Genomic DNA, 20,387 nt, shown 5'->3' with positions numbered 1-20,387 from the left:
AATAGGAAGCTGGCTGAATAATCTGTCAGAAAAGTAATTCAGGTATAGTTGAATGCTGATCTGATTCATTGCAGCCAGCTTTATCTATTTTAAAGGAGAATGATCGAATGATTAGAAATATAGTGGTTGTAGGTTCTGGAGTTATGGGCAGAGGTATAGCCTATGTAGGGGCAACGGGAGGCTTTGACGTAATATTGGTAGATGTGAATCCAAATGCATTGGAAAGTGCAAAGAAAGAGATTGAAACGATTTTCGAAAAAGGTGTGCGCTACAAGAAAATTACCCAAGAAGAAGCGGCTGCAGCAAAAAACAGATTTTTATATTCTTCCAATTTAGAAGAAGCGGCTGCAAAAGCTGATCTAATTATAGAGGCAGTTCCAGAACAGACAGAAATTAAGAAATCCGTTTTTGAAACAATCGAAGAACATGCACAAGAAAACTGCTATTTTGCTACTAATACTTCCACTATGAGCCCGACTGAAATTGGTTCTTATGGAAAGCGTCCTGAAAAAACGATAGCGATGCATTTTTTCAATCCTGTACAAAAAATGCCATTAGTAGAAATTGTTCGTGGACTTGAAACCAGTGATGAAACGGCAGCGGTAATAAAAGAGGTTGCTGAGAAAATGGGGAAAGAGACAGTAGTCATTAACGAATTCCCTGGTTTTGTAACAAGCAGAATTAGCTGCCTGGTTGGAAATGAAGCGTTCTATATGCTTCAAGAAGGATTAGGTACACCTGAAGAAATCGATAAGGCAATAAAACTTGGACTGAATTATCCAATGGGACCATTTGAACTTGGGGATTTAGTGGGACTGGATGCCCGTTTAAATAATTTAAGATATTTACATAGTAAACTTGGTGAGAAATATCGTCCGGCACCGCTCCTTGAACAGTATGTAAAAGCAGGCCGGCTCGGTCGCAAGTCTGGTAAAGGTGTATACGACTATACTAAAAATGAAGAGGCGGTGGAAAAATGAGAGAAGTTGTGATTATAGATGCTGTTAGAACGCCTATTGGTAGATATAAAGGGGCCTTAAAAAGCGTACGTCCGGATGATCTTGGTGCAATTGTAATAAAGGCGCTAACAGAGCGGAATCCTGGTCTGCCGCCGGAACAAATTGAAGATGTCATTTTCGGAAATGCAAATCAGGCAGGAGAGGACAACCGTGATGTGGCGAGAATGTCTGCACTTTTAGCAGGTCTTCCAGTGAACGTAGCAGGAACAACCATTAATCGTTTGTGTGGCTCCGGACTTGATGCTGTTATGTATGCTGCACGCTCGATAGCAGTCGGGGAAGGGGATATTTACGTCGCAGGTGGGACTGAGAGCATGACTAGGGCGCCGTATGTCATGGCCAAACCTGAGAGTGATTTCCCGCGTGGGTCGATGGAGCTTCAAGATACAACGATCGGCTGGCGTTTTACGAATAAAAAGCTTGAGGAAATGTATGGTGCAGATTCCATGCCGCAAACAGCAGAAAATGTAGCCCAACGCTTTAAGGTTTCAAGGAAGGAACAAGATCAATTCGCGTTTCAAAGTCAGCAAAGAGCGAAAAAGGCAGTGGAAAATGAGCGTTTTGTTAATGAAATTGTACCTGTTCGATATACGGATCGGAAAGGGAATGAGGTCATCATCGATAAAGATGAACATCCGCGTCCAGACACGACAATTGAAAAGCTAGAAAAACTCAATCCAATTTTTAAAGATGGTACTGTAACGGCTGGTAATGCTTCAGGTGTAAATGATGGAGCTTCAGCATTACTATTAATGAGTGCAGAAAAAGCTAGGGAACTTGGGTTAAAACCTCTGGCGAAATATGTTGTAGGTGCAGTAGCGGGCTTAGAGCCGTCGGTTATGGGCCTTGGTCCTATTTATGCAACAAAAAAAGCGTTGGATAGAGCAAATTTATCTATTGAAGACATCGGGCTAGTTGAATTAAACGAAGCCTTCGCTTCTCAATCTGTTGAATGTATTCGCCAATTAAAATTGGATCAGGAAAAAGTGAATGTAAACGGAGGAGCGATAGCGTTTGGTCATCCACTTGGAGCGAGCGGCGCACGTATATTAACAACACTGGTACACGAGATGAAAAAGCGAAAGGTCCGATTCGGGCTTGCTACGATGTGTGTCGGTGTAGGCCAGGGGATATCCGCTATTATAGAAAATATTGAGAATGATTAATAGAAAGCCCTTATTAGCTAGTCTACATAAGGGATAATTTTAAAATAAAGGGGGAGAGAACGTATGTCTAATGTTATTTATAAAGTGGAAAATCATATCGGCTATATTACAGTGAATCGTCCAGACGTATTGAATTGTTTTGACTATGTGACCCTTATTGAGTTGCAGGAAGTCATAAATAAGGTATATGCAGACGGGGATATCCGCGTTGTTATTTTCACAGGTGCAGGAGAAAAAGCATTCAGTGCAGGAGCGGATCTAAAAGAAAGAAAGACTTTAAATGAAGCAGAAGTACGAAGAAACGTTAAAGCAATTCGCGATGTATTTAATAGTATCGCAGGTCTTCCTCAGCCAACTATAGCTGCCGTAAATGGATATGCATTGGGGGGAGGGTTTGAATGGTTGCTGTCGTGTGACTTTGCCATTGCATCCGAAGGTGTATCGTTGGGACTTACTGAAACAAGTTGGGCAATTATCCCTGGAGCAGGTGGTACACAGCGTTTGCCGAGATTAATTGGTGAAATGAAAGCGAAGGAATTAATTTTCACTGCTAAAAAATTGACAGCAGAAGAGGCTTATGAATTAGGGATTCTTTTGAAAGTGGTGCCGCGTAACCTCCTGATATCTGTTTGTGAAGAATTTGCAGCAGATATTATGAAGAACGGGCCGGTCGCAGTCAAACAAGCAAAGTATGCTATCACTCAAGGGATGAATACAGACTTACAAACAGGGATGGCCATCGAGGGAAAAGCATATGAATTAACGATTCCAACTGAAGACAGATTGGAAGCTCTCCAAGCATTTAGCGAACGGAGAAAAACACAATTTACAGGTAAATGATATTGCGGTTTCATTTTAAAAAGATATAATAATAATTATGTGTTCCGTGTGAAATCGGTAATAATGCTTAATGGATGAGGTGAGAAATATAGGTACAAATACACAATCCATGATTTTTACGATATACGGAGACTATATCCGTAATTATGGAAGTAAAATCTGGATAGGTAGTTTAATACGTTTATTAAAAGAATTCGGTCATAATGAGCAGGGTGTACGTGTAGCCGTTTCGCGAATGGTAAAGCAAGGTTGGATTCAGTCCGAAAAGCAAGGAAATAAAAGTTATTACTTTTTGACTGATCGCGGCGTGAAGCGAATGGAAGAAGCGGCAAATCGTATTTATAAGATGAAACCAAATGAATGGGACGGTAAATGGCGTATTTTAATGTATACGATACCTGAAGATAAACGGCAATTACGCGATGATCTTCGTAAGGAATTATTATGGAGCGGATTTGGCAGTTTTTCTAACGGTTGCTGGATTTCACCTAATAATTTGGAGAAAGAAATAAATCTTTTAATCGAGAAATATGACATCGGTGAATATGTGGATTTTTTCATTTCAGAATATAAGGGTCCACAGGAAAATCAGTCGCTTGTCGAGAAAAGCTGGCCATTAGCTGAGATTGAAAGTAAATATGAAGATTTCATTGAGAAATACAGTAAACAATTCATCGTTCATCAAAGCATCATTAGCAGAGGAGAAATGTCAGATGCGGATTGCTTTGTAGAACGAACAAATTTAGTTCATGAGTATCGTAAGTTTTTATTTATCGATCCGGGTCTTCCTAAAGAACTTTTGCCTTCAAAGTGGAACGGTAATCATGCAGCATTATTATTTAGTCAGTACTATCAAGTCTTGGCTGAACCAGCAAGCCGTTTCTTTGAAAGCGTATTTCAGGAAAACAATGATTTATGTAGGAAAGATGAAACCTATGATGCAAAGGATCATCCTCTTATTATTAAGTGAAAAAGAGCTGCAGAAAGTCACTAATGACAACTTACTGCAGCTCTTTTTTGTAATATAGTCTTTAAAGTAAATGGAGAAATCTCAGAGAATGTGGCAGCGCATACAATTAATCAAGAATTTCTTTAAAATCCTTTCCTTTTTGTACATATGTATCAATGGAAAGTTGAATTAATTCTAGATCTTTATCATTCAATTTGCGAACCACTTTCCCTGGAGAACCGATAACAAGCGAACGTGGAGGTATACTTTTACCAGCGGCAATCAATGTATTTGCCCCAATAATACATTCTTCGCCAATTTCGACATTATCCAAAATTGTAGATCCCATACCGATAATAGAACGTCTACCCACTTTACAGCCATGTAAAATAACGTTATGACCGACTGTTACTTCGTCTTCAATAACAACAGGACAACCTTCAAATAAATGAATGGTGGAGTTATCTTGAATACTGCACTTTTCTCCTATGGTAATTGAATCTTCATCGCCACGCAGTACAGAGTTAAACCAAATAGTAGATTCTTTCCCAATCGTAATATCACCAATTAAATGAGCACTAGGCGCTACAAAAACAGTTTCGTCAAATGAAGGCTTTTTATTGTTGTATGGAATAATCATATTATCGCTCCTTGTGAAAAGTCAGAATTGTTTTTCTATTAAATATAGTATAACATTAAATAGATAGGGAGGGTTAAAAGTGAAACATATTTGTGAGTTTTTTTCTATAAAATATCCAATAATACAAGGTGGTATGGGGAATATTAGCAACGCAAGTCTTGCGGCTGCTGTTTCTAATGCTGGGGGTCTAGGCACAATAGGGTGCGGTACAATGAATCCTGAACAGGTAGAAACTATTATTCTTGAAACAAAAGAAAAAACTAATAACACTTTTGCGTTGAACATCCCGATAAATGTTAGTCCATATACAGATGAGTTAATCAATCTTGTTTTTAAGCATGATATACCTATAGTATCTTTATCAGCAGGAAATCCTGCTCCTTTCATACCACTTTTACATAAAAAGAATATAAAAGTGATTGCTATTGTTGCGTCGGTCAAACATGCTCAAAAAGCGCAAGCCGCAGGGGCAGATGTATTAGTTGCGGAGGGGTTTGAAGCTGCCGGAATTAACTCTAATCTAGAATTAACAACATTTACACTTATCCCGCAAATTAGCAAGAATGTTACGGTACCGGTTTTTGCTGCAGGAGGAATTGGCAATGGACAGGGGTTAGCTGCTGCATTAATGCTTGGAGCTTCAGGCGTCCAGTTAGGAACCAGATTGATTGCTACAAAGGAAGCACCGTTTCATCCATCATATAAACAGAAACTACTCAAAGCAATTGATAATGACACGTGCATATTGGGACGATCCGTTGGTCAGGTTAGAAGAGTATTGAAGGACCCATACACAGTGAAAGTTTTAGATTTGGAGAAAAAAGGTCTGTCACCTGTGGATTATCGTGAAATGACATCAGAGGAACATCATATTAATGGTGCAATACACGGAGATGTTAAAAATGGTTTTATGAACAGCGGACAGGTGGCAGGATTGATTGATGATATTCCCACGGTTAAGGAATTACTTGATGGGATGATGAATGATGCGAAAAAACAAATGGAGGACAAGTTGAATAGTCTTTCCATGACCTTTACTCAAATGTAAAGCCATAGAAATCTAGCGGATGGATACCATCATTGCTAGTGGTTGATGTCTCGAGTAACTAGAAGTAAAGGGGAGAAGATTCCTATAAACGACGTATTGATATCACAGGGGAAAATCAAGGCGGAATTGCACTGATTGTCAACTGGTTCATTATGAAGACATGGAAACAAAAAGTAAATCAATAACAAAAAAGGCGCCGTAAGCAGGCGCCTTTTTATTATTATTTATTATCAGAATCCACCGAATCCCCAACTGCAGCCAATGATGATTAACAGGATAAATAACACAATCAGTAATGCAAATCCGTTATCGAAACCGCCACCATCGTCACAACATTCATTTCTGTGTCCACCCATTTAATTGTTCCTCCTCATACATATTATGAATTACATACCTAGTAAAACATCTTTACTGGGAATACTTCATACTATGTATTCTAGGCCGAAGTGTTTGCTTATTCATTGAAAATAGGCGTTGGCGTATGAAAGGAATAAGCCCGAATATTTTTTTGATGGCGTTTGAAATGTTATAATATACCATGTAGATTTTAAGAGAAGGGAGCTGAACTTAGTCATGAAAGTTGCCATTATAACGGATGTACATGGTAATGCTTCAGCGTTAAAAGCCGTTCTTAGGGTTATTGATGAAAGGGATGAGATTGATCATATCTATTGTTTAGGAGATATGGTTGGGATAGGTCCTGATACAAATGAAGTCCTGGATCTTTTATTTTCAAGAAATGATTTATCAATGATAACCGGAAATCATGATGAAGCAGTCCTGGCCATCATTAAAGGGGAACCGCATCCAGATGGTCACATTCATGTCAAAGAGCATCATGAATGGATAGCGGAAAGAATGAATCAAACTTTTATATCCAAACTGGAAAAATTGCCTCGCACCATACAACATATGATTAACAATTACTCCTTTTTCTTCACTCATTATCATATGGACCCGAAGAAACTAGATGAACACATAAGTCAAAATCCATTTAGTAAAATCGTTGAACCGAATCTAAATAACTTAGAAAGACTATTTAAGAATCAGTTTCACCATTTAATTGGATTTGGACATCATCATCCCATACATCATTTTAGAAATGACCAAACTATATACTTAAACCCAGGTTCACTCGGATGTAATAGTGAACCAGTTGCACCTTATGCCATTGTTTCGATTGAAGACAGCGGTATTCAGGTGAATCTTGAAAAAGTCACATATGATAACTCATTGTTTTTATTATCGTATAAGAACTTACAAGTTCCTGAACACGAATTCATTATACGTGCTTTCCATGGGAATCAGAGAGTTTAGGACGTTAATAAATTATAAAAAATGGGAGGATATTCAGCATAAAGGTACATGCATGGGGATACGATAATAGGCAAAACATGATTCTTTTGGAGGTAAGGCTATGAAAGAAAAAGTACGAGATATAAATCTTCAGGGACAAGAAGAGATAGAACAACACAGTCTTGTCTGTAATAATGAACTGTTTAATAAGGACCTTCTAGCCATTGTAGATGATACAATGCAAGAGGAAGGATGACGGGGCGGAACACGCTGAAGGAATTTAGTTTGCAACGTTTATTTAGCTTTAAAATGGCGAAGACCAACTGCATTTCGAAATCAAATAATCTCTCGGATTTTTTCATGCACTATCTCCATAATTGTACAGCAGAAAATGAGAAAGTGAATCATTTGAAACCATTCTGAATTTATCCCATACTATATATAAGCTTTAAATCCGAGAGGAGGGATAGCATGGGACATCAGCATGGTCACTCTCATGATCATGGACATCACCATCATCATTCTGAAAATAAAAAAGCTTTGTTGGCATCTTTTTTACTGATTTCCACATTTATGGTCGTCGAAGTAATAGGAGGATTTATGACAAATAGTCTGGCTTTATTGTCAGATGCAGGTCATATGCTAAGTGATGCGGCTGCACTAGGCCTAAGCTATACAGCGATAAGATTGGGTGAAAAAAAAGCAACACAGACTAAATCTTATGGATATAAGCGATTTGAAATCATTGCTGCATGTTTGAATGGTTTGACCTTGATTGTTATATCAGTATTTATTTTCATCGAGGCGATTAGAAGGTTTGTGAATCCTCCTGAGGTGCAAAGTCTAGGAATGTTAATGATTTCAATCATTGGCTTACTGGTGAATATCATTGCAGCATGGATTTTAATGAGCGGAGATAAAGACGATAACTTGAATGTACGGAGTGCCTTTTTACATGTAATTGGCGATATGCTTGGTTCAGTGGGTGCAATTGCGGCAGCACTCTTGATTTATTTCTTCGATTGGGGAATCGCAGACCCGATTGCAAGTGTTGTTGTAGCGATTTTAATTATTATCAGCGGCTTTAGAGTAGTGAGGGATTCTTTCCATATCTTGATGGAGGGGACACCCGATCAAGTAGATATGGAAGAAGTGAAAACTTCATTGAAAGAATTGCCGAATGTGTCCGATGTCCATGATCTCCATATCTGGACGATTACATCTGGGTTTTTGACGATGAGCTGTCATGCTGTTATTGATGAAAACGGCAATCACGATACAGTTTTAGCAGAAGCGCAAAAGCTTCTTCATGATCAATTTGGTATTGAACACAGTACAATTCAAGTGGAAAGACAGGAAGTGGGCTGTCCAAATCCCCACGAGACATGTAATTGAAAAGAGGTTGGCTCAAGTGTCAGAGCCAACCTCTTTAAGGTGTTAGTAAAAGGGAAATCCTCAGAAAGCACAAGCAACAATTTTATTTCTCAGTGTTAGACTAGAGAGAACGTTTAAAAAAAAGGAAGAGGAGCAGAGGTAATAGAAATACTATGTAGAAAAAGCATCCGCGAATTTTACTGCGAACATAATCCTGACACATTAAAAGGGTATGATGGAGAAAAAATGCCTTGCTGACTTGAATGGTTGGCGAATGCAAAATGATTCCACTATAATTCAGGAAGGAGGAATCCCTTAATGAAGAAAATTCTTGTCGTTGAAGATGAAATTGCCATTTCTATGGTATTGAAAGCATATTTAGAGCGTGAGGGTTTTGATGTAGTCCAAGTATATGATGGGCTAAAGGCTGTTCCTATTTTTGAAGAAACGAACCCAGACCTTGTGCTACTTGATGTAATGCTACCTGGTAAGGAAGGTTGGGACATCTTGAAGGAAATTCGGGAGAACGATATGTGCCCGGTTATTATGTTGACTGCGCTGAACGATGTTGATTACCGATTATCTGGATTTAAGTCAGGCGCAGATGATTATATCTCTAAACCTTTTGTTGCCGATGAAGTCGTGGCCAGGGTACATGCCGTTTTAAGAAGATCCTCGACGATTGTTGGTGAAGAAAATCATATACATCAGTTTGGTAGTTTATCCATTGATGATCAATCCTATATGGTGAAATTAAAAGGGGAAGAGATAAACTTGACGCCTCGTGATTTGTCGCTGCTCATTTTTTTCGCTAAGCATCCGAATCAGATTTTTACTAGAGAGCAGCTACTCGATCAAGTATGGGGCATGGATTATGATGGAAGTGACCGCGCCGTGGACCTGGCGATCAAACGAATAAGAAAGGCAATCGATTCATGGCCTTCTTGTGAAGGGGAAATTAAAACATTGCGTGGATTGGGGTATCAATTTAGTGTCTATGAAAACTAGAAAAAGAACCACTTTGCAGCGCTATTGGACGAAGAGATACGTATTGACCCTGATTTCGGGATTGGTATTATTATCTATTTTTTCATTGTGGTGGATGGAAAAAACCGCATTAGAATATAGGTTAAGCCTCCTTAAGTACTTAGCTGATGAAACATCTGACCGTGCGATAAAGGCAAATGGCCAGATTGTCGTTGGGCCTATCCTTTCGGAAATCGTTGAGGAAAGGGAAAAAATCCTTCACTTGAACCAGCAGCCAATTATCTATATCGTCGATCCCGATGGCAGCATCATTTATACGATGCCTCAATTATATATCGATGCAGATGAAAATAAGCTTCCTAACGTTATTATGAAAAATGCTGAATTAATTCAGAAGGTCAAAATTTCGGACAACAAAGTATATGTCGTCAAATCTCCTATTACCTTTAATGATGAGACTAAGGGGTGGGTAGTCATTGCCCAGGAAGAAGGGGCATTAAAAGAAATCAACCAGGACCATGGCTTGTTGGCAATCATGATTGGAGGCCTCCTCGTGCTGGGCACAGGAGTCATTTATCTACTTTCGAGACAGATTTCGAGGCCAATCCAAGACGTCGCTAACGCTGCTGTTCAGGTTCGTGAGGGCAACTATGACATCCATTTCAAAGAGGAAGAGGAAATAAGGGAAGAAGAAATTTATGAACTAATAGAGTCATTTAAGGAAATGACCAATCGTTTAAAGGTCATGGAAAAATTAAGGGCGGAATTGCTTGCCGGTGTCACCCATGATTTGAAAACGCCGGTTACTTCCATTAGCGGACTAATCCAAGCAGTTAAGGATGAGGTTGTTACCGGAGAGCAAAGTAAGGAATTCTTGGATATTTCCTTAAAGGAAACACAACGCTTGCAAGGAATGATAGAGGATTTGCTTAATTATAATGCTATTTCGGCAGGTGCCTTTAAAATTCGAGTGCAAAAAGAAAATATTAATACATTCATCCAGGAAATCGCCTATCGTTGGCAAGTCACCCAGGATGATCAAGAGTTTAATCTGGACATAAAGGTTCCTGAAGAACCTATTTTTGGCCAAATTGATTCCTTGCGGATGCAGCAAATTGTCATTAACCTTTTAAATAATGCCAGGCATTCACTTGATGGCATAGGGAAACTAGAGATTAATCTTTATGAGAAGGAAGACAATAGGATATGTATTGATGTGCAGGACAGTGGCCGAGGAATTCCTGTACATGAACAACAGTATGTATTCGAACCGTTTTATCGAGGTGAAGACAAAAAGCTGAAGATACGTGGTTTAGGATTAGGACTGCCATTCAGCAAGATGCTTGCCAAAGCGCAAAAGGGAGATCTTGTGCTGAAAGAAAGTAATGAACAAGGGACGACGTTTACAATTATTGTAGAGAAAGCAAATCAGATATAAAAAAGGGTTGTCCGCTTTAATTGACAACCCTCTAATTAAGCACCGATGTGGGATGGTTGATAATCCAGTTGGCTGATTGCGCGCCATAATTGAACATGACGTACATTTCTAGGAAGGAAGCGTCCCATTTCTTCTTCGTTATAACCGGCATGTAAATTCTTATGGTCAAAAATAATTGGTCGGCGAAGTAAATCCGGGTTATCTTGAATAAGCTTACAAAGATCATTTAATGGTGTATTATTTATATCGATATTTAAGCTACTGAATTTTTTAGAACGGGTTGAGATGATTTCATCTGTACCGCCTTCTGTTTTACGTAAAACCTCTTTAATTTCTTCTATAGAAAGCGGTTGTGAATATAAATTACGTTCATTGTAGGGAATTTCGTTTTTCTTAAGCCAAGCTTTTGCTTTACGACAGGCTAAACTGCTTGGAGTAGTATAAATTGTTACCATTTAAAATCGACTCCTTCAAAGTGTTAAAGTTTATGGAATGAATTATTTTTGTATTTGTTATACTCTTACTTTAACGTTTCTTTGTGTCAGCAATATGTCAAGAAAATAAACTTAAAAGTTATTTTAATTCCTGTACATGAACAACAGTATGTGTTCGAACCATTTTATCGAGGTGAAAACAAAAAGCTGAAGATACGTGGTTTAGGTTTAGAGTCGCCATTCAGCAAGATGCTTGCCAAAGCGCAAAAGGGAGATCTTGTGCTGAAAGAAAGTAATGAACAAGGGACGACGTTTACAATTATTGTAGAGAAATCAAATTAGATATAGAAAAAAGGGTTGTCCGCTTTAATGGACAACCCTCTTATTATGCAACTGAATGTAGGATGGTTGATTAAGCCAATTGGCTGATTGCACGCCATAATTGAATATGACGTACTTTTCTAGGAAGGAAGCGCCCCATTTCTTCTTCGTTATAACCGGCATGCAAGTTCTTATGGTCGAAAATGATTGGTCGGCGAAGTAAATCCGGGTTATCTTGAATAAGCTTACAAAGATCATTAAGTGGTGTATTATTTATATCGATATTTAAGCTATTGAATTTTTTAGAACGGGTTGAGATGATTTCATCTGTACCGCCTTCTGTTTTACGTAAAATCTCTTTAATTTCTTCTATAGAAAGAGGTTGTGAATATAAATTACGTTCATTGTAGGAAATTTCGTTTTTCTTAAGCCAAGCTTTTGCTTTACGACAGGCTAAACTGCTTGGAGTAGTATAAATTGTTACCATTTAAAATCGACTCCTTCAAAGTGTTAAAAGTTTATGGAATGAAATTATTTTTGTTTTTGTGATACTCTTACTTTAACGTTTCTTTGTGTCAGCAATATGTCAAGAAAAATAAACTTAAAAGTTATTTTGAAAAGAAAGGGAGAAAATGAAATGCAATCTGCCTTTAATAAAGAAAACAATGATAGTACGCTGCCATATAATTTTGATTCTTTAGTGCGGCAACAGCAGCAAATTTTCAATGTTACACCGGTTAATTTGTTTAATTCAGCGGATGAATCTCCATTTAATTGCATAGTGAATGATTGGATCATTAACGACTGCATTGATTTTATAGGCAATAAAACCATAATGGCATTACATAAGGATGAAGATAATAAGTCGAAAGCAGAGAAGACAGCTACGAGCAACACACCAAAAATTGTTAAAGCCGGGCAATATGTGATGGAATCGTTCGATTCAATGCAAGTAACGAACACAGTCCAAGATACGCTCGTTTTTTCTAAGGATGTGTGGATAGTATCATGACAGCAGATTTTTGGTCACCAGTCAGACTATCGATCCAGGTAGCGGGACTCGCAGGTATCATTGTTTTTATTTTAGGAATTTTCCTTGCACGAATAATGGCTAAAAAGCAATTCAGAGGAAAAATCCTATTGGAAACCGCATTTTTATTACCACTTGTTTTGCCTCCTTCTGTCGTCGGCTTTTTATTGATTGTGATTTTTGGGAAAAACGGAAAGCTGGGTGAATTCATTGAAAGGGTTTTTAATCAGCCCTTAATGTTCACATGGTGGGCAGCGGTTATTGCATCTACCGTTGTCGCTTTTCCACTTATGTACCAATCCGCTAAAACAGGTTTTGAAGGTATAGATGAAGAAATCGAGAATGCAGCAAGAGTTGATGGGGCAGGCGAGTGGAAGTTGTTTCTGCTAGTATCCCTTCCATTGGCGGTTAAATCAATCGTCACAGGTGCCATATTGAGTTCTGCACGGGCTTTGGGTGAATTCGGGGCGACGCTTATGTTTGCCGGAAATATTCCCGGACAGACACAGACAATTCCTACCGCTATTTATATCGCCATGGACTCCGGAAATATGACATTAGCCTGGCTATGGGTCGGTGTAATCATTGCTATTTCATTCATCATGCTCTTTGTCGTGACGTTCATTAAATGAATGATTTTTTTCATATAGGCTAATAAAAAAATGAGGTGCGGCTTCTACATCTTTTGTATGCGTGAAGCCGTTTTTTTCGTACAGTTTTCTTGCAGGCAGGTTCATTTTACCGGTAGAAACGGATAGTTTTTCCCATTTACAAGTAAATTGAAGATGATTCAGCAGTGTTTCTGCTATTCCTTGTCGAAAATAATCTGGATGGACGACAATTCGGCAAATCTCCATATGCATAATTTCTTTTGTATAGGATATTGCTCCAGCTAATGTATCGGCCTTGAAAAAGCCGATAAACGTTTCATTACAATTTAAAAATTGGTCATAAGTTTCTAATAATGGGGGAATATCGGTAAATTCAATAATATCTGCTTCTATCTGATAGGCTTTTTTCTGAAGCATAAAAAGCTGTTGTCCATAATTAGAGTCTAGAACTTGAATTTTTTTTATCAAATAATCACATCCTTTAGTTACATTATAATAGATGATGACGAGGAAGATTATTGTTTCTAATCAGTCTATGTTATAATCGACAAACAATATGAACTAATGAAATGAGGAAGAAATTTGTTAACATTTGAAGAAAAATTGAGCATTATTGAAACTTTTCCTGAATTACAGAGGAAAGATGTTTCACTGGGCCGTGTGAATTTCCACTATCTAGAAAGTGTCCAAGAGAAAAAGATCGTCGTTCAGCACCTGCATCCAAATGGAAATGGATTCGTATACGCAGGGCATATGAGAAAGAAAGAAACTGACCGTAAAGGATTTATCAATATACGTGACTATACTGAAGAGGAATTAAAAGATTTGATTCAAAAAAGCATAGCTTATCTATCCGAACCTCCGATTGAAATCGAAGAAGAAGAAGTAAACGAGTTCGCTAGGTTGGAAGGAACATGGATTGGACTTGAAAAGCAGGAGCTTTCGCTTGTAAGAGAAGATCAACTCTGGAACGTATACTCTGGATCGAATTTGGAGGAGTGTTTCGAGAGCCCGATTGAGGCAGAGCGCTATTTACTGGACGAAGGTTTCCGCCAAAGCAAGAAGAGAAAAATGTAGAATTTTAGGATAATTTGTCGTTGGAATTACAGCGATAATCTTGTTTTTTTTTGATTTTCCATGATATAATATAAGTAATTATTTTTGTTCGGAATAAGTTTGATAGATGGATTTACCGTTATAGGATTCCTCTTGAAACATTATCCAGAACCAAAAATAGTAATAAAATGGATTTTTCCAAACACAGGAGGAACTATCATGGTACAAGGTAAAGTAAAATGGTTTAACGCAGAAAAAGGTTTCGGTTTCATCGAAGTTGAAGGCCAAGACGATGTATTCGTACATTTCTCAGCTATCCAAGGCGAAGGCTTCAAAACTCTTGAAGAAGGCCAAGAAGTTTCTTTCGAAATCGAGCAAGGCGCTCGTGGACCACAAGCAGCTAACGTTCAAAAATAATTGAACGCTTATAAAAAAAGACTCCGATTCTGGAGTCTTTTTATTTTTCCTCTGAAAAGAAAAAATTTTTAATCCCCTTTTCTGTTGGCTATTTCCTTAAGTAATTTATCCAATTTTTCTTTGATCCGTTTAGAACGATTAAAATGCTGGGACAGGTTAATTACTAAAAATATTAAGATTACTGCAAACAATAGCATAAAAAGTATGGGGAGTAACTGAGCGATAGTATCAGCCATAGGATTTCTCCTTTTTTCTTCATTATATACCATTATTATCCTTAGTATGATGCAGGGATTAAATGATGTTCATAATCACGATTCTGTTTTTTACTAATTAACGAATGAAAGGGATATGCATAATCGCATATCCCTTTCATTCAGTTCCTAAATAAAGAGGCGAACTTTTGAAGTCTTGGCAAGTCTGATTCTTGATACATTTGTTCGATTTTTAAAGTCACCAATAACTGGCTCTTTGCAAATAGCATGTCCCGAAAATGATCGACCGCTCCGCAAAAATGATTGTAATTGGTTTCTCCTGTCCCGAAGACGCCTGTCTTTAGATGAGAAATCGGTAATCGCTCTAGTTCCGCATAAAAGGCAGCTGTTTTGGCAGGAAGCTCTCCATTACCCCATGTATAGGTACCGATAATCAATGCATCGTATTCTGGCAATATACCGGTATCAAATTCGCTAGTTCGAAAAAGTTCTGCTTCTGGCAAAAGGGAAGCAAGGGCTTCAGCTAGAGCTTTTGTATTGCCGCCGGCCGAATGATAGACAATTGCAATTTTATAGCTCATCGAACCCATTGCTAGCATTTACTTGACTGTATGTTCTTGATTTTTGTTCAAAGAAATCAGTTTTGGTGAGGCCAATAGATTCGTCGTCGAATGTTTTAATCCATGGCATCGGGTTCTCACTATACTCTTGGTACAAGTTTTCAAGTCCTAGCATACGCAGTCGTTTGTTGGCGATGTACTCGATGTACTCGTTGAATTCTTCCAAGTCGAGATCTGCTTTGGTTTGGATATCCTCAAGCATATACTCAGACCATTCTTTTTCAAGTTCAACTGCTCTTTCAATCGTTGTATAGATGAACTTCGTGTTTTCTTCATTATTTAACTCCGGGTATTCATACATCAAGATTTGTACGAGCATTCCGATGAAATCGAAGTGAACCATTTCATCGCGATGTATATAGGAAATCATTGTAGCCGAACCAGTCATTAGGTTTTGACGCCCTAAGTTGTAATAGAAGGCGAATGCCAGGTAGAAATAAATACCTTCGAGGTTCGTGGAATGGATGAGTGCTTCAAATAAGTGTTGAGGACTAGGATCGTCCACAAACGTTTGATAGGCGTCCACAATCGGTTGATTCCGCTTTATCACTTCAGGGTGTTCTTTAATGCGGTCGAAAAGTTGTTTTTGCTTGCCTACCGGAATCAAGGAAGCAAGGATATAGGAATAAGATTCATTATGAATAGATTCCTGCTGGGCCATGTTGGCCAGGATCGCTTTTGCTGCCGGGTCTTTGATGTAACGAAGGATTTCCACTAAAGTCGGCGTTTGAAGGCTGTCCATTCCTGCAATCATTGTAAGGATATCAAGGAAAGCATCCTGGATATCTTCATCTAATTCGCCCCACTGCTTTTTATCCTGAATCATGTTCACGCTCGAAGGCTTCCAAAAGTTATTTATGAGTTGTGTATACGTATCATAGAATTTTTCATACTGAATATCGTTCCAAAGGAGAAAGCCTGAAGCTTCCCCTTTGAATACGCCCGTTGCTTTAGTTGGATGCGTAGGTTCGAGCATCCGGATTTTTTTGATATGATTGGTCATTCGTAAAACTCCTTTAAAAATAGATTACTGATTTGATCGTTAACTTGAGCAACTTTCGCAGGCATTATCATATTCAGATGAAGTGGAACGAACATAATATGTTGATTTCAATCCGCTTTCCCATGCTGTTAAATGGATATCCAATAGAACTTTAGCCTTGATTGTGTTGTGGACATACAGGTTAAAGCTGATAGCTTGGTCAATATGACGCTGACGGGCTGCATTTTGTCTGATGCTTTCCAGTTGGTCCAAGTTAAATCGTGTTTTTTTATAATACTCATACGTATTAGGCGTCAATCCGGGTGCTGTCACTTTGAATTTGAAGTTTTTCTTTTCTTCATAAAATTCAATTTCATATAAGGGATCGATTCCATCAGTGGAGTTACCGATTTTAGCCGTTGATGAATTAGGTGCAATGGCCATTAAATATCCATTACGGGTACCGTGTAGCTGCACATTTTCTTTTAAATCTATCCATTTTTCATCGGTATAGTCACGAAGTTCGAAATATTGGCCTGTATGCCAATCAGATCCTTCAAAATATGGGTACGTTCCTTTTTCCTTAGCCAATTCATTAGACGCTTTGATTGTTAAGTAAGCAATTTTTTCGTATAAAGTATCAGCATATTGAACGGCCTCATCTGATTCCCAATATATATTCTGGGTGGCAAGTAAATGATGCCATCCAAATGTTCCTAAGCCAATTGCCCGGTAACGCTTGTTTGAGATGGATGCTTGCTTGACCGGAAGACTGTTCACATCAATGACGTTATCGAGCATGCGGATCTGAATCGGAATCAATCTTTCTAATACATCGCTACTTACCGCGCGAGGCAGGTTAATGGAAGAAAGGTTACATACAACGAAATCGCCGCTTTTACGAACTACAACTACATCGCCATCTTCAGTTTCGTATTCATCCGTGATCGTTGAAGGGCTTAAGTTTTGAGCAATCTCTGTGCAAAGGTTGGAACAATAAATCATTCCTTTATGTTTATTAGGATTCTTACGGTTCACTTCATCACGGTAGAACATATACGGTACGCCTTCTTCTAGCTGAGAAATCATAATGCTCTTCATAATGTCCATCGCGTTGATTTTTTCAAAGCTATAGCTAGGAAGTGTGCCATTTTCCGCAGCCTCCACAGCGTGAGCGTAATGATTTCTGAAGCTTCCTTCGCCTTTTTTCTCGTCATAAAAATCTTCGAGTGAGAATCCAAGGGTTTGCTTTACGGTATGTGGGTCGAAAAGATACCATTCTTTCCGATCGCGTACGGCTTCCATGAACAGATCAGGAATACATACACCTGTAAAAATATCATGAGCTTTCAACCGGTCATCACCGTTTTGTGTCTTTAAGTCAAGGAAACTCATGATATCTTTATGCCAGGCATCCAAATAAATCGCGATTGCCCCTTTACGCTGGCCCAATTGATCGACGCTGACAGCAGTCTGGTTAAACAAACGGATCCAAGGGGTCGTGCCTGAACTGTTTCCAGAAAAACCACGGATATCAGAACCAAGTGAGCGGATTTTACCGACATAAAGTCCTACACCACCGCCGAATTTAGATACTTTAGCGGCATCGTAGTTGGATAGATAAATGCCATCAATAGAATCTTCAATCGCGTCAATAAAGCATGAACTTAACTGACCGTGAGTTTTTCCTGCGTTTGATAGGGTAGGTGTCGCGACGGTCATATACAGATTGGACATCGCCCAGTATGCCTCTTTGACAAGTTGCAGGCGGTGTTCTGTTTTTTCCATTCTCATAATTTCCATAGCGATGATCATGAAGCGCTCCTGAGGCAGTTCGTAGACCTTGTCTTTTTTCGGACGGGCTAGGTAGCGGTCGTTTAATAAGTAGATACCGATATAAGAAAATAGTTTATCTTTTTCCGGATCGATCACTAAGCCTAATTCTTCAATTTCTTCTTTGGAGTAAGAGTCGAGTAGTTCGGGTTTATAAATCGGGTAGCGTTCCCCCTCTTGCTGTTGAGAGAGTCCTGCGATTAATTCATAGAACGGTCCGTAGCTCACGCCCTCATAACCGCGATTCGCTTGTGCATCCCTGTACATCGTATTCAAAAGTTCTGCCGCAGCAACAAACGTCCAATCTGGAGCATCTATGTCTACACTTTCGAGAGCAAGCTGGATCAGTTTTTTTGAAGTTTGTTCTTCTGTTGAGTCACTTTTACGATCTAGCCATTTTGTAAAACGCTTTTTGAACTTTTCCATATCTAGCCGGCCTTCGAATTCCTTGGATAACATCTCAAGCTGGATAGAACTTGTTTCTGTGTCATTTTTCACTATAGTAGAGTTATATGTTTGAGTCATGAATAATCCTCCTTGTAAACTTCCATTAAATAAAAAAATCCGCCCAATAAATTGAGCGGATCAAACGATAGAATAAAAGAGCCATGAAAAAATAGCCGTTATACTATCGTTTCATCATCTCAATCCCCGAAGAATAAGAAACGTGAAAAATCCAGGCAGGTCTCCTGACTCATGATCATCCTACTTTGAGTTCTTCCCGTATAAAGAGCTATACAGTGGTTTTCTCATTTCGTCACATTTACAGTTGCGGGGACAGTTCCGGGTTTACACCGGATTCCCTTTTCAGCCATCACTGGCACCTTGGATTACAAATAATTCTATATATAGTTATGTGTGTTGTTTTTAATATCAATATCTAGTATTTCTGCTTATATTATCGTAATCCATATGAGACGATAATTCAACTAATATATTTGATAAAAACCAATCCTTATCTATTGACAAAGTGAGGGGAGAGGGAAAAAGAGTGAAAGAATTAATAGGAAAATGGGAAATTCAAACGCTGAATGTAAGAGATTTTATGTTAAAATAAAGTGTATAGTAAAGGTGGCTCTCCCTTATTGTAATGATGGGGGTTCCCGGAAAAATATTTATTAAAAAGGAGAAATAATCTTGGAAAAAGTATTAGTTTTTGGACATAAAAACCCAGATACAGACACAATTTGTTCAGCTATCGCTTATGCGGATCTGAAAAAACAACTAGGTATCAATGCTGAACCTGTTCGTCTTGGTGAAGTGAATGGTGAAACTCAATATGCATTAGACCAATTCAAATTCGAAGCTCCTCGTCTTGTAGAAAAAGTGGCAGGGGAAGCGGATGGTGTGATTTTAGTCGATCACAACGAACGCCAGCAAAGTGCAGAAGACATTGACCAAGTCCGTGTTTTAGAAGTTATCGACCACCACCGTATCGCTAACTTTGAAACAAGTGATCCTTTATATTACCGCGCAGAACCAGTTGGTTGCACGGCAACTATTTTAAATAAAATCTATAAAGAAAACGGTATTGAAGTGCCTAAAGCAATCGCAGGTCTAATGCTATCTGCCATCATTTCCGATTCTTTATTGTTCAAATCTCCAACCTGCACAGAGCAAGATGTTGCAGCAGCAATGGAATTAGCGGAGATTGCCGGAGTAAATGCTGAAACATATGGCTTAGAAATGTTAAAAGCAGGCGCTGACCTGAGCGACAAAACAATTGCCCAGCTAATTACTCTTGATGCAAAAGAATTCTCTATGGGAACTGCGAAAGTGGAGATTGCTCAAGTCAATGCTGTGGATCCGAATGAAGTTCTTGCAAAACAAGCTGAATTAGAAGCGGCTATTGAAGCTGTTATTGCTACGAAAGAATTAGATTTATTCTTATTCGTTGTAACGGATATTTTAACAAATGATTCTGTTGCCTTGGCTCTTGGGAAATCAACGGAAGCAGTTGAAAAAGCGTATAACGTTACATTGAGCAACAACATTGCCGTCTTAGAAGGCGTTGTATCACGTAAAAAACAAATCGTGCCGGTTTTAACGGACATATTCAGTAAATAAAGATGTGAAAAGGGTGCTCTGAATACTTCGAGCACCCTTTTTAT

25 protein-coding genes and 1 riboswitch are annotated in these 20,387 nt (G+C 38.6%); of the genes, 16 read left to right on the top strand and 9 right to left on the bottom strand.

Annotated features, from left to right (window positions below; translation table 11 throughout):
• Positions 1-107: 107 nt before the first annotated feature.
• From JFU24_RS10840 to paaX, 4 genes are all read left to right on the top strand, one after another.
• On the top strand, positions 108-980 hold the full coding sequence (locus JFU24_RS10840) for a 3-hydroxyacyl-CoA dehydrogenase (RefSeq protein ID WP_201182234.1): 873 nt from the start codon (positions 108-110) through the stop codon (positions 978-980).
• Complete coding sequence (locus JFU24_RS10835) at positions 977-2,185, top strand: acetyl-CoA C-acyltransferase (protein ID WP_201221874.1); 1,209 nt, start codon at positions 977-979, stop codon at positions 2,183-2,185. The genes JFU24_RS10840 and JFU24_RS10835 overlap by 4 nt, the downstream gene beginning before the upstream one ends.
• 63 nt (positions 2,186-2,248) lie before the next feature.
• Positions 2,249-3,025, top strand: a complete 777-nt coding sequence (locus tag JFU24_RS10830) for an enoyl-CoA hydratase-related protein (RefSeq protein ID WP_201182230.1) — start codon at positions 2,249-2,251, stop codon at positions 3,023-3,025.
• 70 nt (positions 3,026-3,095) lie between these two features.
• Positions 3,096-3,995: a phenylacetic acid degradation operon negative regulatory protein PaaX gene (paaX, locus tag JFU24_RS10825; protein ID WP_242485320.1), complete on the top strand. Its 900-nt coding sequence runs from the start codon at positions 3,096-3,098 to the stop codon at positions 3,993-3,995.
• A gap of 106 nt (positions 3,996-4,101) precedes the next feature.
• Here paaX and JFU24_RS10820 read toward each other — a convergent pair whose 3' ends face one another.
• Positions 4,102-4,614, bottom strand: a complete 513-nt coding sequence (locus JFU24_RS10820) for a gamma carbonic anhydrase family protein (RefSeq protein WP_201182228.1) — start codon at positions 4,612-4,614, stop codon at positions 4,102-4,104.
• A 79-nt stretch (positions 4,615-4,693) separates the two neighbouring features.
• On the opposite strand from JFU24_RS10820, the gene JFU24_RS10815 reads away from it, so the two are divergent.
• Positions 4,694-5,662: an NAD(P)H-dependent flavin oxidoreductase gene (locus tag JFU24_RS10815; protein WP_201182226.1), complete on the top strand. Its 969-nt coding sequence runs from the start codon at positions 4,694-4,696 to the stop codon at positions 5,660-5,662.
• Between the two features lie 230 nt (positions 5,663-5,892).
• Here JFU24_RS10815 and JFU24_RS10810 read toward each other — a convergent pair whose 3' ends face one another.
• Positions 5,893-6,018, bottom strand: a complete 126-nt coding sequence (locus JFU24_RS10810; RefSeq protein ID WP_201182224.1) for a YjcZ family sporulation protein — start codon at positions 6,016-6,018, stop codon at positions 5,893-5,895.
• A gap of 217 nt (positions 6,019-6,235) precedes the next feature.
• Between JFU24_RS10810 and JFU24_RS10805 the strand changes: the two genes are divergently transcribed.
• The 5 genes from JFU24_RS10805 (at position 6,236) to JFU24_RS10790 (ending at position 10,757) form a co-directional block, all read left to right on the top strand.
• Positions 6,236-6,979 carry a metallophosphoesterase family protein gene (locus JFU24_RS10805; protein ID WP_201221872.1) on the top strand — a complete coding sequence of 248 codons (744 nt, stop codon included), beginning with the start codon at positions 6,236-6,238 and terminating at the stop codon, positions 6,977-6,979.
• Positions 6,980-7,079: 100 nt separating this feature from the next.
• On the top strand, positions 7,080-7,214 hold the full coding sequence (locus JFU24_RS30730; RefSeq protein WP_274606912.1) for a hypothetical protein: 135 nt from the start codon (positions 7,080-7,082) through the stop codon (positions 7,212-7,214).
• 215 nt (positions 7,215-7,429) lie between these two features.
• A complete protein-coding gene (locus JFU24_RS10800) occupies positions 7,430-8,353 on the top strand; it encodes a cation diffusion facilitator family transporter (protein WP_201221870.1) in 924 nt (307 codons plus the stop codon).
• Between the two features lie 297 nt (positions 8,354-8,650).
• Entirely contained in the window at positions 8,651-9,340 is a 690-nt protein-coding gene (locus JFU24_RS10795; protein WP_201182220.1) for a response regulator transcription factor, read from the top strand.
• A complete protein-coding gene (locus tag JFU24_RS10790; protein WP_207203243.1) occupies positions 9,330-10,757 on the top strand; it encodes a HAMP domain-containing sensor histidine kinase in 1,428 nt (475 codons plus the stop codon). Before JFU24_RS10795 ends, JFU24_RS10790 begins: the two co-directional genes overlap by 11 nt.
• A gap of 35 nt (positions 10,758-10,792) precedes the next feature.
• On the opposite strand, the gene spx (JFU24_RS10785) is transcribed toward JFU24_RS10790, so the two are convergent.
• The gene (spx, locus tag JFU24_RS10785; RefSeq protein WP_201182216.1) at positions 10,793-11,212 is read right to left on the bottom strand and encodes a transcriptional regulator Spx; all 420 of its coding nucleotides are present in this window, start codon (positions 11,210-11,212) and stop codon (positions 10,793-10,795) included.
• Positions 11,213-11,260: 48 nt separating this feature from the next.
• Between spx (JFU24_RS10785) and JFU24_RS10780 the strand changes: the two genes are divergently transcribed.
• Positions 11,261-11,533, top strand: a complete 273-nt coding sequence (locus JFU24_RS10780) for an ATP-binding protein (protein ID WP_201249945.1) — start codon at positions 11,261-11,263, stop codon at positions 11,531-11,533.
• A 70-nt stretch (positions 11,534-11,603) separates the two neighbouring features.
• Here the strand turns inward: JFU24_RS10780 and spx (JFU24_RS10775) are convergent, their stop codons facing one another.
• Positions 11,604-11,999, bottom strand: a complete 396-nt coding sequence (gene spx, locus JFU24_RS10775) for a transcriptional regulator Spx (RefSeq protein WP_201182212.1) — start codon at positions 11,997-11,999, stop codon at positions 11,604-11,606.
• Between the two features lie 150 nt (positions 12,000-12,149).
• On the opposite strand from spx (JFU24_RS10775), the gene JFU24_RS10770 reads away from it, so the two are divergent.
• Positions 12,150-12,524 (top strand): hypothetical protein, encoded by a 375-nt coding sequence (locus JFU24_RS10770; RefSeq protein WP_201221866.1) that lies wholly within the window; start codon positions 12,150-12,152, stop codon positions 12,522-12,524.
• Positions 12,521-13,174: a molybdate ABC transporter permease subunit gene (gene modB, locus JFU24_RS10765; RefSeq protein WP_201221864.1), complete on the top strand. Its 654-nt coding sequence runs from the start codon at positions 12,521-12,523 to the stop codon at positions 13,172-13,174. The genes JFU24_RS10770 and modB overlap by 4 nt, the downstream gene beginning before the upstream one ends.
• Here the strand turns inward: modB and JFU24_RS10760 are convergent.
• The gene (locus JFU24_RS10760; protein WP_201249944.1) at positions 13,136-13,621 is read right to left on the bottom strand and encodes a GNAT family N-acetyltransferase; all 486 of its coding nucleotides are present in this window, start codon (positions 13,619-13,621) and stop codon (positions 13,136-13,138) included. The two genes, modB and JFU24_RS10760, sit on opposite strands and share 39 nt — an antisense overlap.
• Positions 13,622-13,735: 114 nt before the next feature.
• Here JFU24_RS10760 and JFU24_RS10755 point away from each other — a divergent pair, with 114 nt between their 5' ends.
• Positions 13,736-14,230 (top strand): hypothetical protein, encoded by a 495-nt coding sequence (locus JFU24_RS10755; protein ID WP_201182198.1) that lies wholly within the window; start codon positions 13,736-13,738, stop codon positions 14,228-14,230.
• Between the two features lie 198 nt (positions 14,231-14,428).
• Positions 14,429-14,626 (top strand): cold-shock protein, encoded by a 198-nt coding sequence (locus JFU24_RS10750; RefSeq protein ID WP_028393295.1) that lies wholly within the window; start codon positions 14,429-14,431, stop codon positions 14,624-14,626.
• A gap of 68 nt (positions 14,627-14,694) precedes the next feature.
• Here the strand turns inward: JFU24_RS10750 and JFU24_RS10745 are convergent, their stop codons facing one another.
• From JFU24_RS10745 to JFU24_RS10730, 4 genes are all read right to left on the bottom strand, one after another.
• The gene (locus JFU24_RS10745) at positions 14,695-14,862 is read right to left on the bottom strand and encodes a hypothetical protein (protein WP_201249943.1); all 168 of its coding nucleotides are present in this window, start codon (positions 14,860-14,862) and stop codon (positions 14,695-14,697) included.
• A gap of 140 nt (positions 14,863-15,002) precedes the next feature.
• Positions 15,003-15,422 carry a flavodoxin domain-containing protein gene (locus JFU24_RS10740; RefSeq protein WP_201249942.1) on the bottom strand — a complete coding sequence of 140 codons (420 nt, stop codon included), beginning with the start codon at positions 15,420-15,422 and terminating at the stop codon, positions 15,003-15,005.
• Positions 15,412-16,464 carry a ribonucleotide-diphosphate reductase subunit beta gene (locus JFU24_RS10735; RefSeq protein WP_056531167.1) on the bottom strand — a complete coding sequence of 351 codons (1,053 nt, stop codon included), beginning with the start codon at positions 16,462-16,464 and terminating at the stop codon, positions 15,412-15,414. Before JFU24_RS10735 ends, JFU24_RS10740 begins: the two co-directional genes overlap by 11 nt.
• Before the next feature lie 39 nt (positions 16,465-16,503).
• Entirely contained in the window at positions 16,504-18,801 is a 2,298-nt protein-coding gene (locus JFU24_RS10730; RefSeq protein WP_201249941.1) for a ribonucleoside-diphosphate reductase subunit alpha, read from the bottom strand.
• Between the two features lie 137 nt (positions 18,802-18,938).
• Positions 18,939-19,119: riboswitch (cobalamin riboswitch) on the bottom strand.
• A gap of 294 nt (positions 19,120-19,413) precedes the next feature.
• Here JFU24_RS10730 and JFU24_RS10725 point away from each other — a divergent pair.
• On the top strand, positions 19,414-20,343 hold the full coding sequence (locus JFU24_RS10725; RefSeq protein WP_201182190.1) for a manganese-dependent inorganic pyrophosphatase: 930 nt from the start codon (positions 19,414-19,416) through the stop codon (positions 20,341-20,343).
• Positions 20,344-20,387 lie beyond the last annotated feature (44 nt).

The organism is Peribacillus sp. TH27 (genome assembly GCF_016650915.1).
Classification (GTDB): domain Bacteria; phylum Bacillota; class Bacilli; order Bacillales; family DSM-1321; genus Peribacillus; species Peribacillus butanolivorans.
The sequence above is the reverse complement of the archived record's forward strand: the minus strand, read 5'-3'. Positions and strand labels throughout refer to the sequence as shown.

What these genes read in the sequence shown, in the direction of transcription:
- JFU24_RS10730 (WP_201249941.1), bottom strand. Translation starts at nt 18,801, where the DNA reads ATGACTCAAACATATAACTCTACTATAGTGAAAAATGACACAGAAACA.
- JFU24_RS10820 (WP_201182228.1), bottom strand. Translation starts at nt 4,614, where the DNA reads ATGATTATTCCATACAACAATAAAAAGCCTTCATTTGACGAAACTGTT.
- JFU24_RS10800 (WP_201221870.1), top strand. Translation starts at nt 7,430, where the DNA reads ATGGGACATCAGCATGGTCACTCTCATGATCATGGACATCACCATCAT.
- JFU24_RS10750 (WP_028393295.1), top strand. Translation starts at nt 14,429, where the DNA reads ATGGTACAAGGTAAAGTAAAATGGTTTAACGCAGAAAAAGGTTTCGGT.
- JFU24_RS10795 (WP_201182220.1), top strand. Translation starts at nt 8,651, where the DNA reads ATGAAGAAAATTCTTGTCGTTGAAGATGAAATTGCCATTTCTATGGTA.
- JFU24_RS10735 (WP_056531167.1), bottom strand. Translation starts at nt 16,464, where the DNA reads ATGACCAATCATATCAAAAAAATCCGGATGCTCGAACCTACGCATCCA.
- JFU24_RS10745 (WP_201249943.1), bottom strand. Translation starts at nt 14,862, where the DNA reads ATGGCTGATACTATCGCTCAGTTACTCCCCATACTTTTTATGCTATTG.
- JFU24_RS10840 (WP_201182234.1), top strand. Translation starts at nt 108, where the DNA reads ATGATTAGAAATATAGTGGTTGTAGGTTCTGGAGTTATGGGCAGAGGT.
- JFU24_RS10790 (WP_207203243.1), top strand. Translation starts at nt 9,330, where the DNA reads ATGAAAACTAGAAAAAGAACCACTTTGCAGCGCTATTGGACGAAGAGA.
- JFU24_RS10830 (WP_201182230.1), top strand. Translation starts at nt 2,249, where the DNA reads ATGTCTAATGTTATTTATAAAGTGGAAAATCATATCGGCTATATTACA.
- JFU24_RS10835 (WP_201221874.1), top strand. Translation starts at nt 977, where the DNA reads ATGAGAGAAGTTGTGATTATAGATGCTGTTAGAACGCCTATTGGTAGA.
- JFU24_RS10740 (WP_201249942.1), bottom strand. Translation starts at nt 15,422, where the DNA reads ATGAGCTATAAAATTGCAATTGTCTATCATTCGGCCGGCGGCAATACA.
- JFU24_RS10805 (WP_201221872.1), top strand. Translation starts at nt 6,236, where the DNA reads ATGAAAGTTGCCATTATAACGGATGTACATGGTAATGCTTCAGCGTTA.
- JFU24_RS30730 (WP_274606912.1), top strand. Translation starts at nt 7,080, where the DNA reads ATGAAAGAAAAAGTACGAGATATAAATCTTCAGGGACAAGAAGAGATA.
- JFU24_RS10770 (WP_201221866.1), top strand. Translation starts at nt 12,150, where the DNA reads ATGCAATCTGCCTTTAATAAAGAAAACAATGATAGTACGCTGCCATAT.
- modB (WP_201221864.1), top strand. Translation starts at nt 12,521, where the DNA reads ATGACAGCAGATTTTTGGTCACCAGTCAGACTATCGATCCAGGTAGCG.
- JFU24_RS10810 (WP_201182224.1), bottom strand. Translation starts at nt 6,018, where the DNA reads ATGGGTGGACACAGAAATGAATGTTGTGACGATGGTGGCGGTTTCGAT.
- paaX (WP_242485320.1), top strand. Translation starts at nt 3,096, where the DNA reads ATGGATGAGGTGAGAAATATAGGTACAAATACACAATCCATGATTTTT.
- spx (WP_201182216.1), bottom strand. Translation starts at nt 11,212, where the DNA reads ATGGTAACAATTTATACTACTCCAAGCAGTTTAGCCTGTCGTAAAGCA.
- spx (WP_201182212.1), bottom strand. Translation starts at nt 11,999, where the DNA reads ATGGTAACAATTTATACTACTCCAAGCAGTTTAGCCTGTCGTAAAGCA.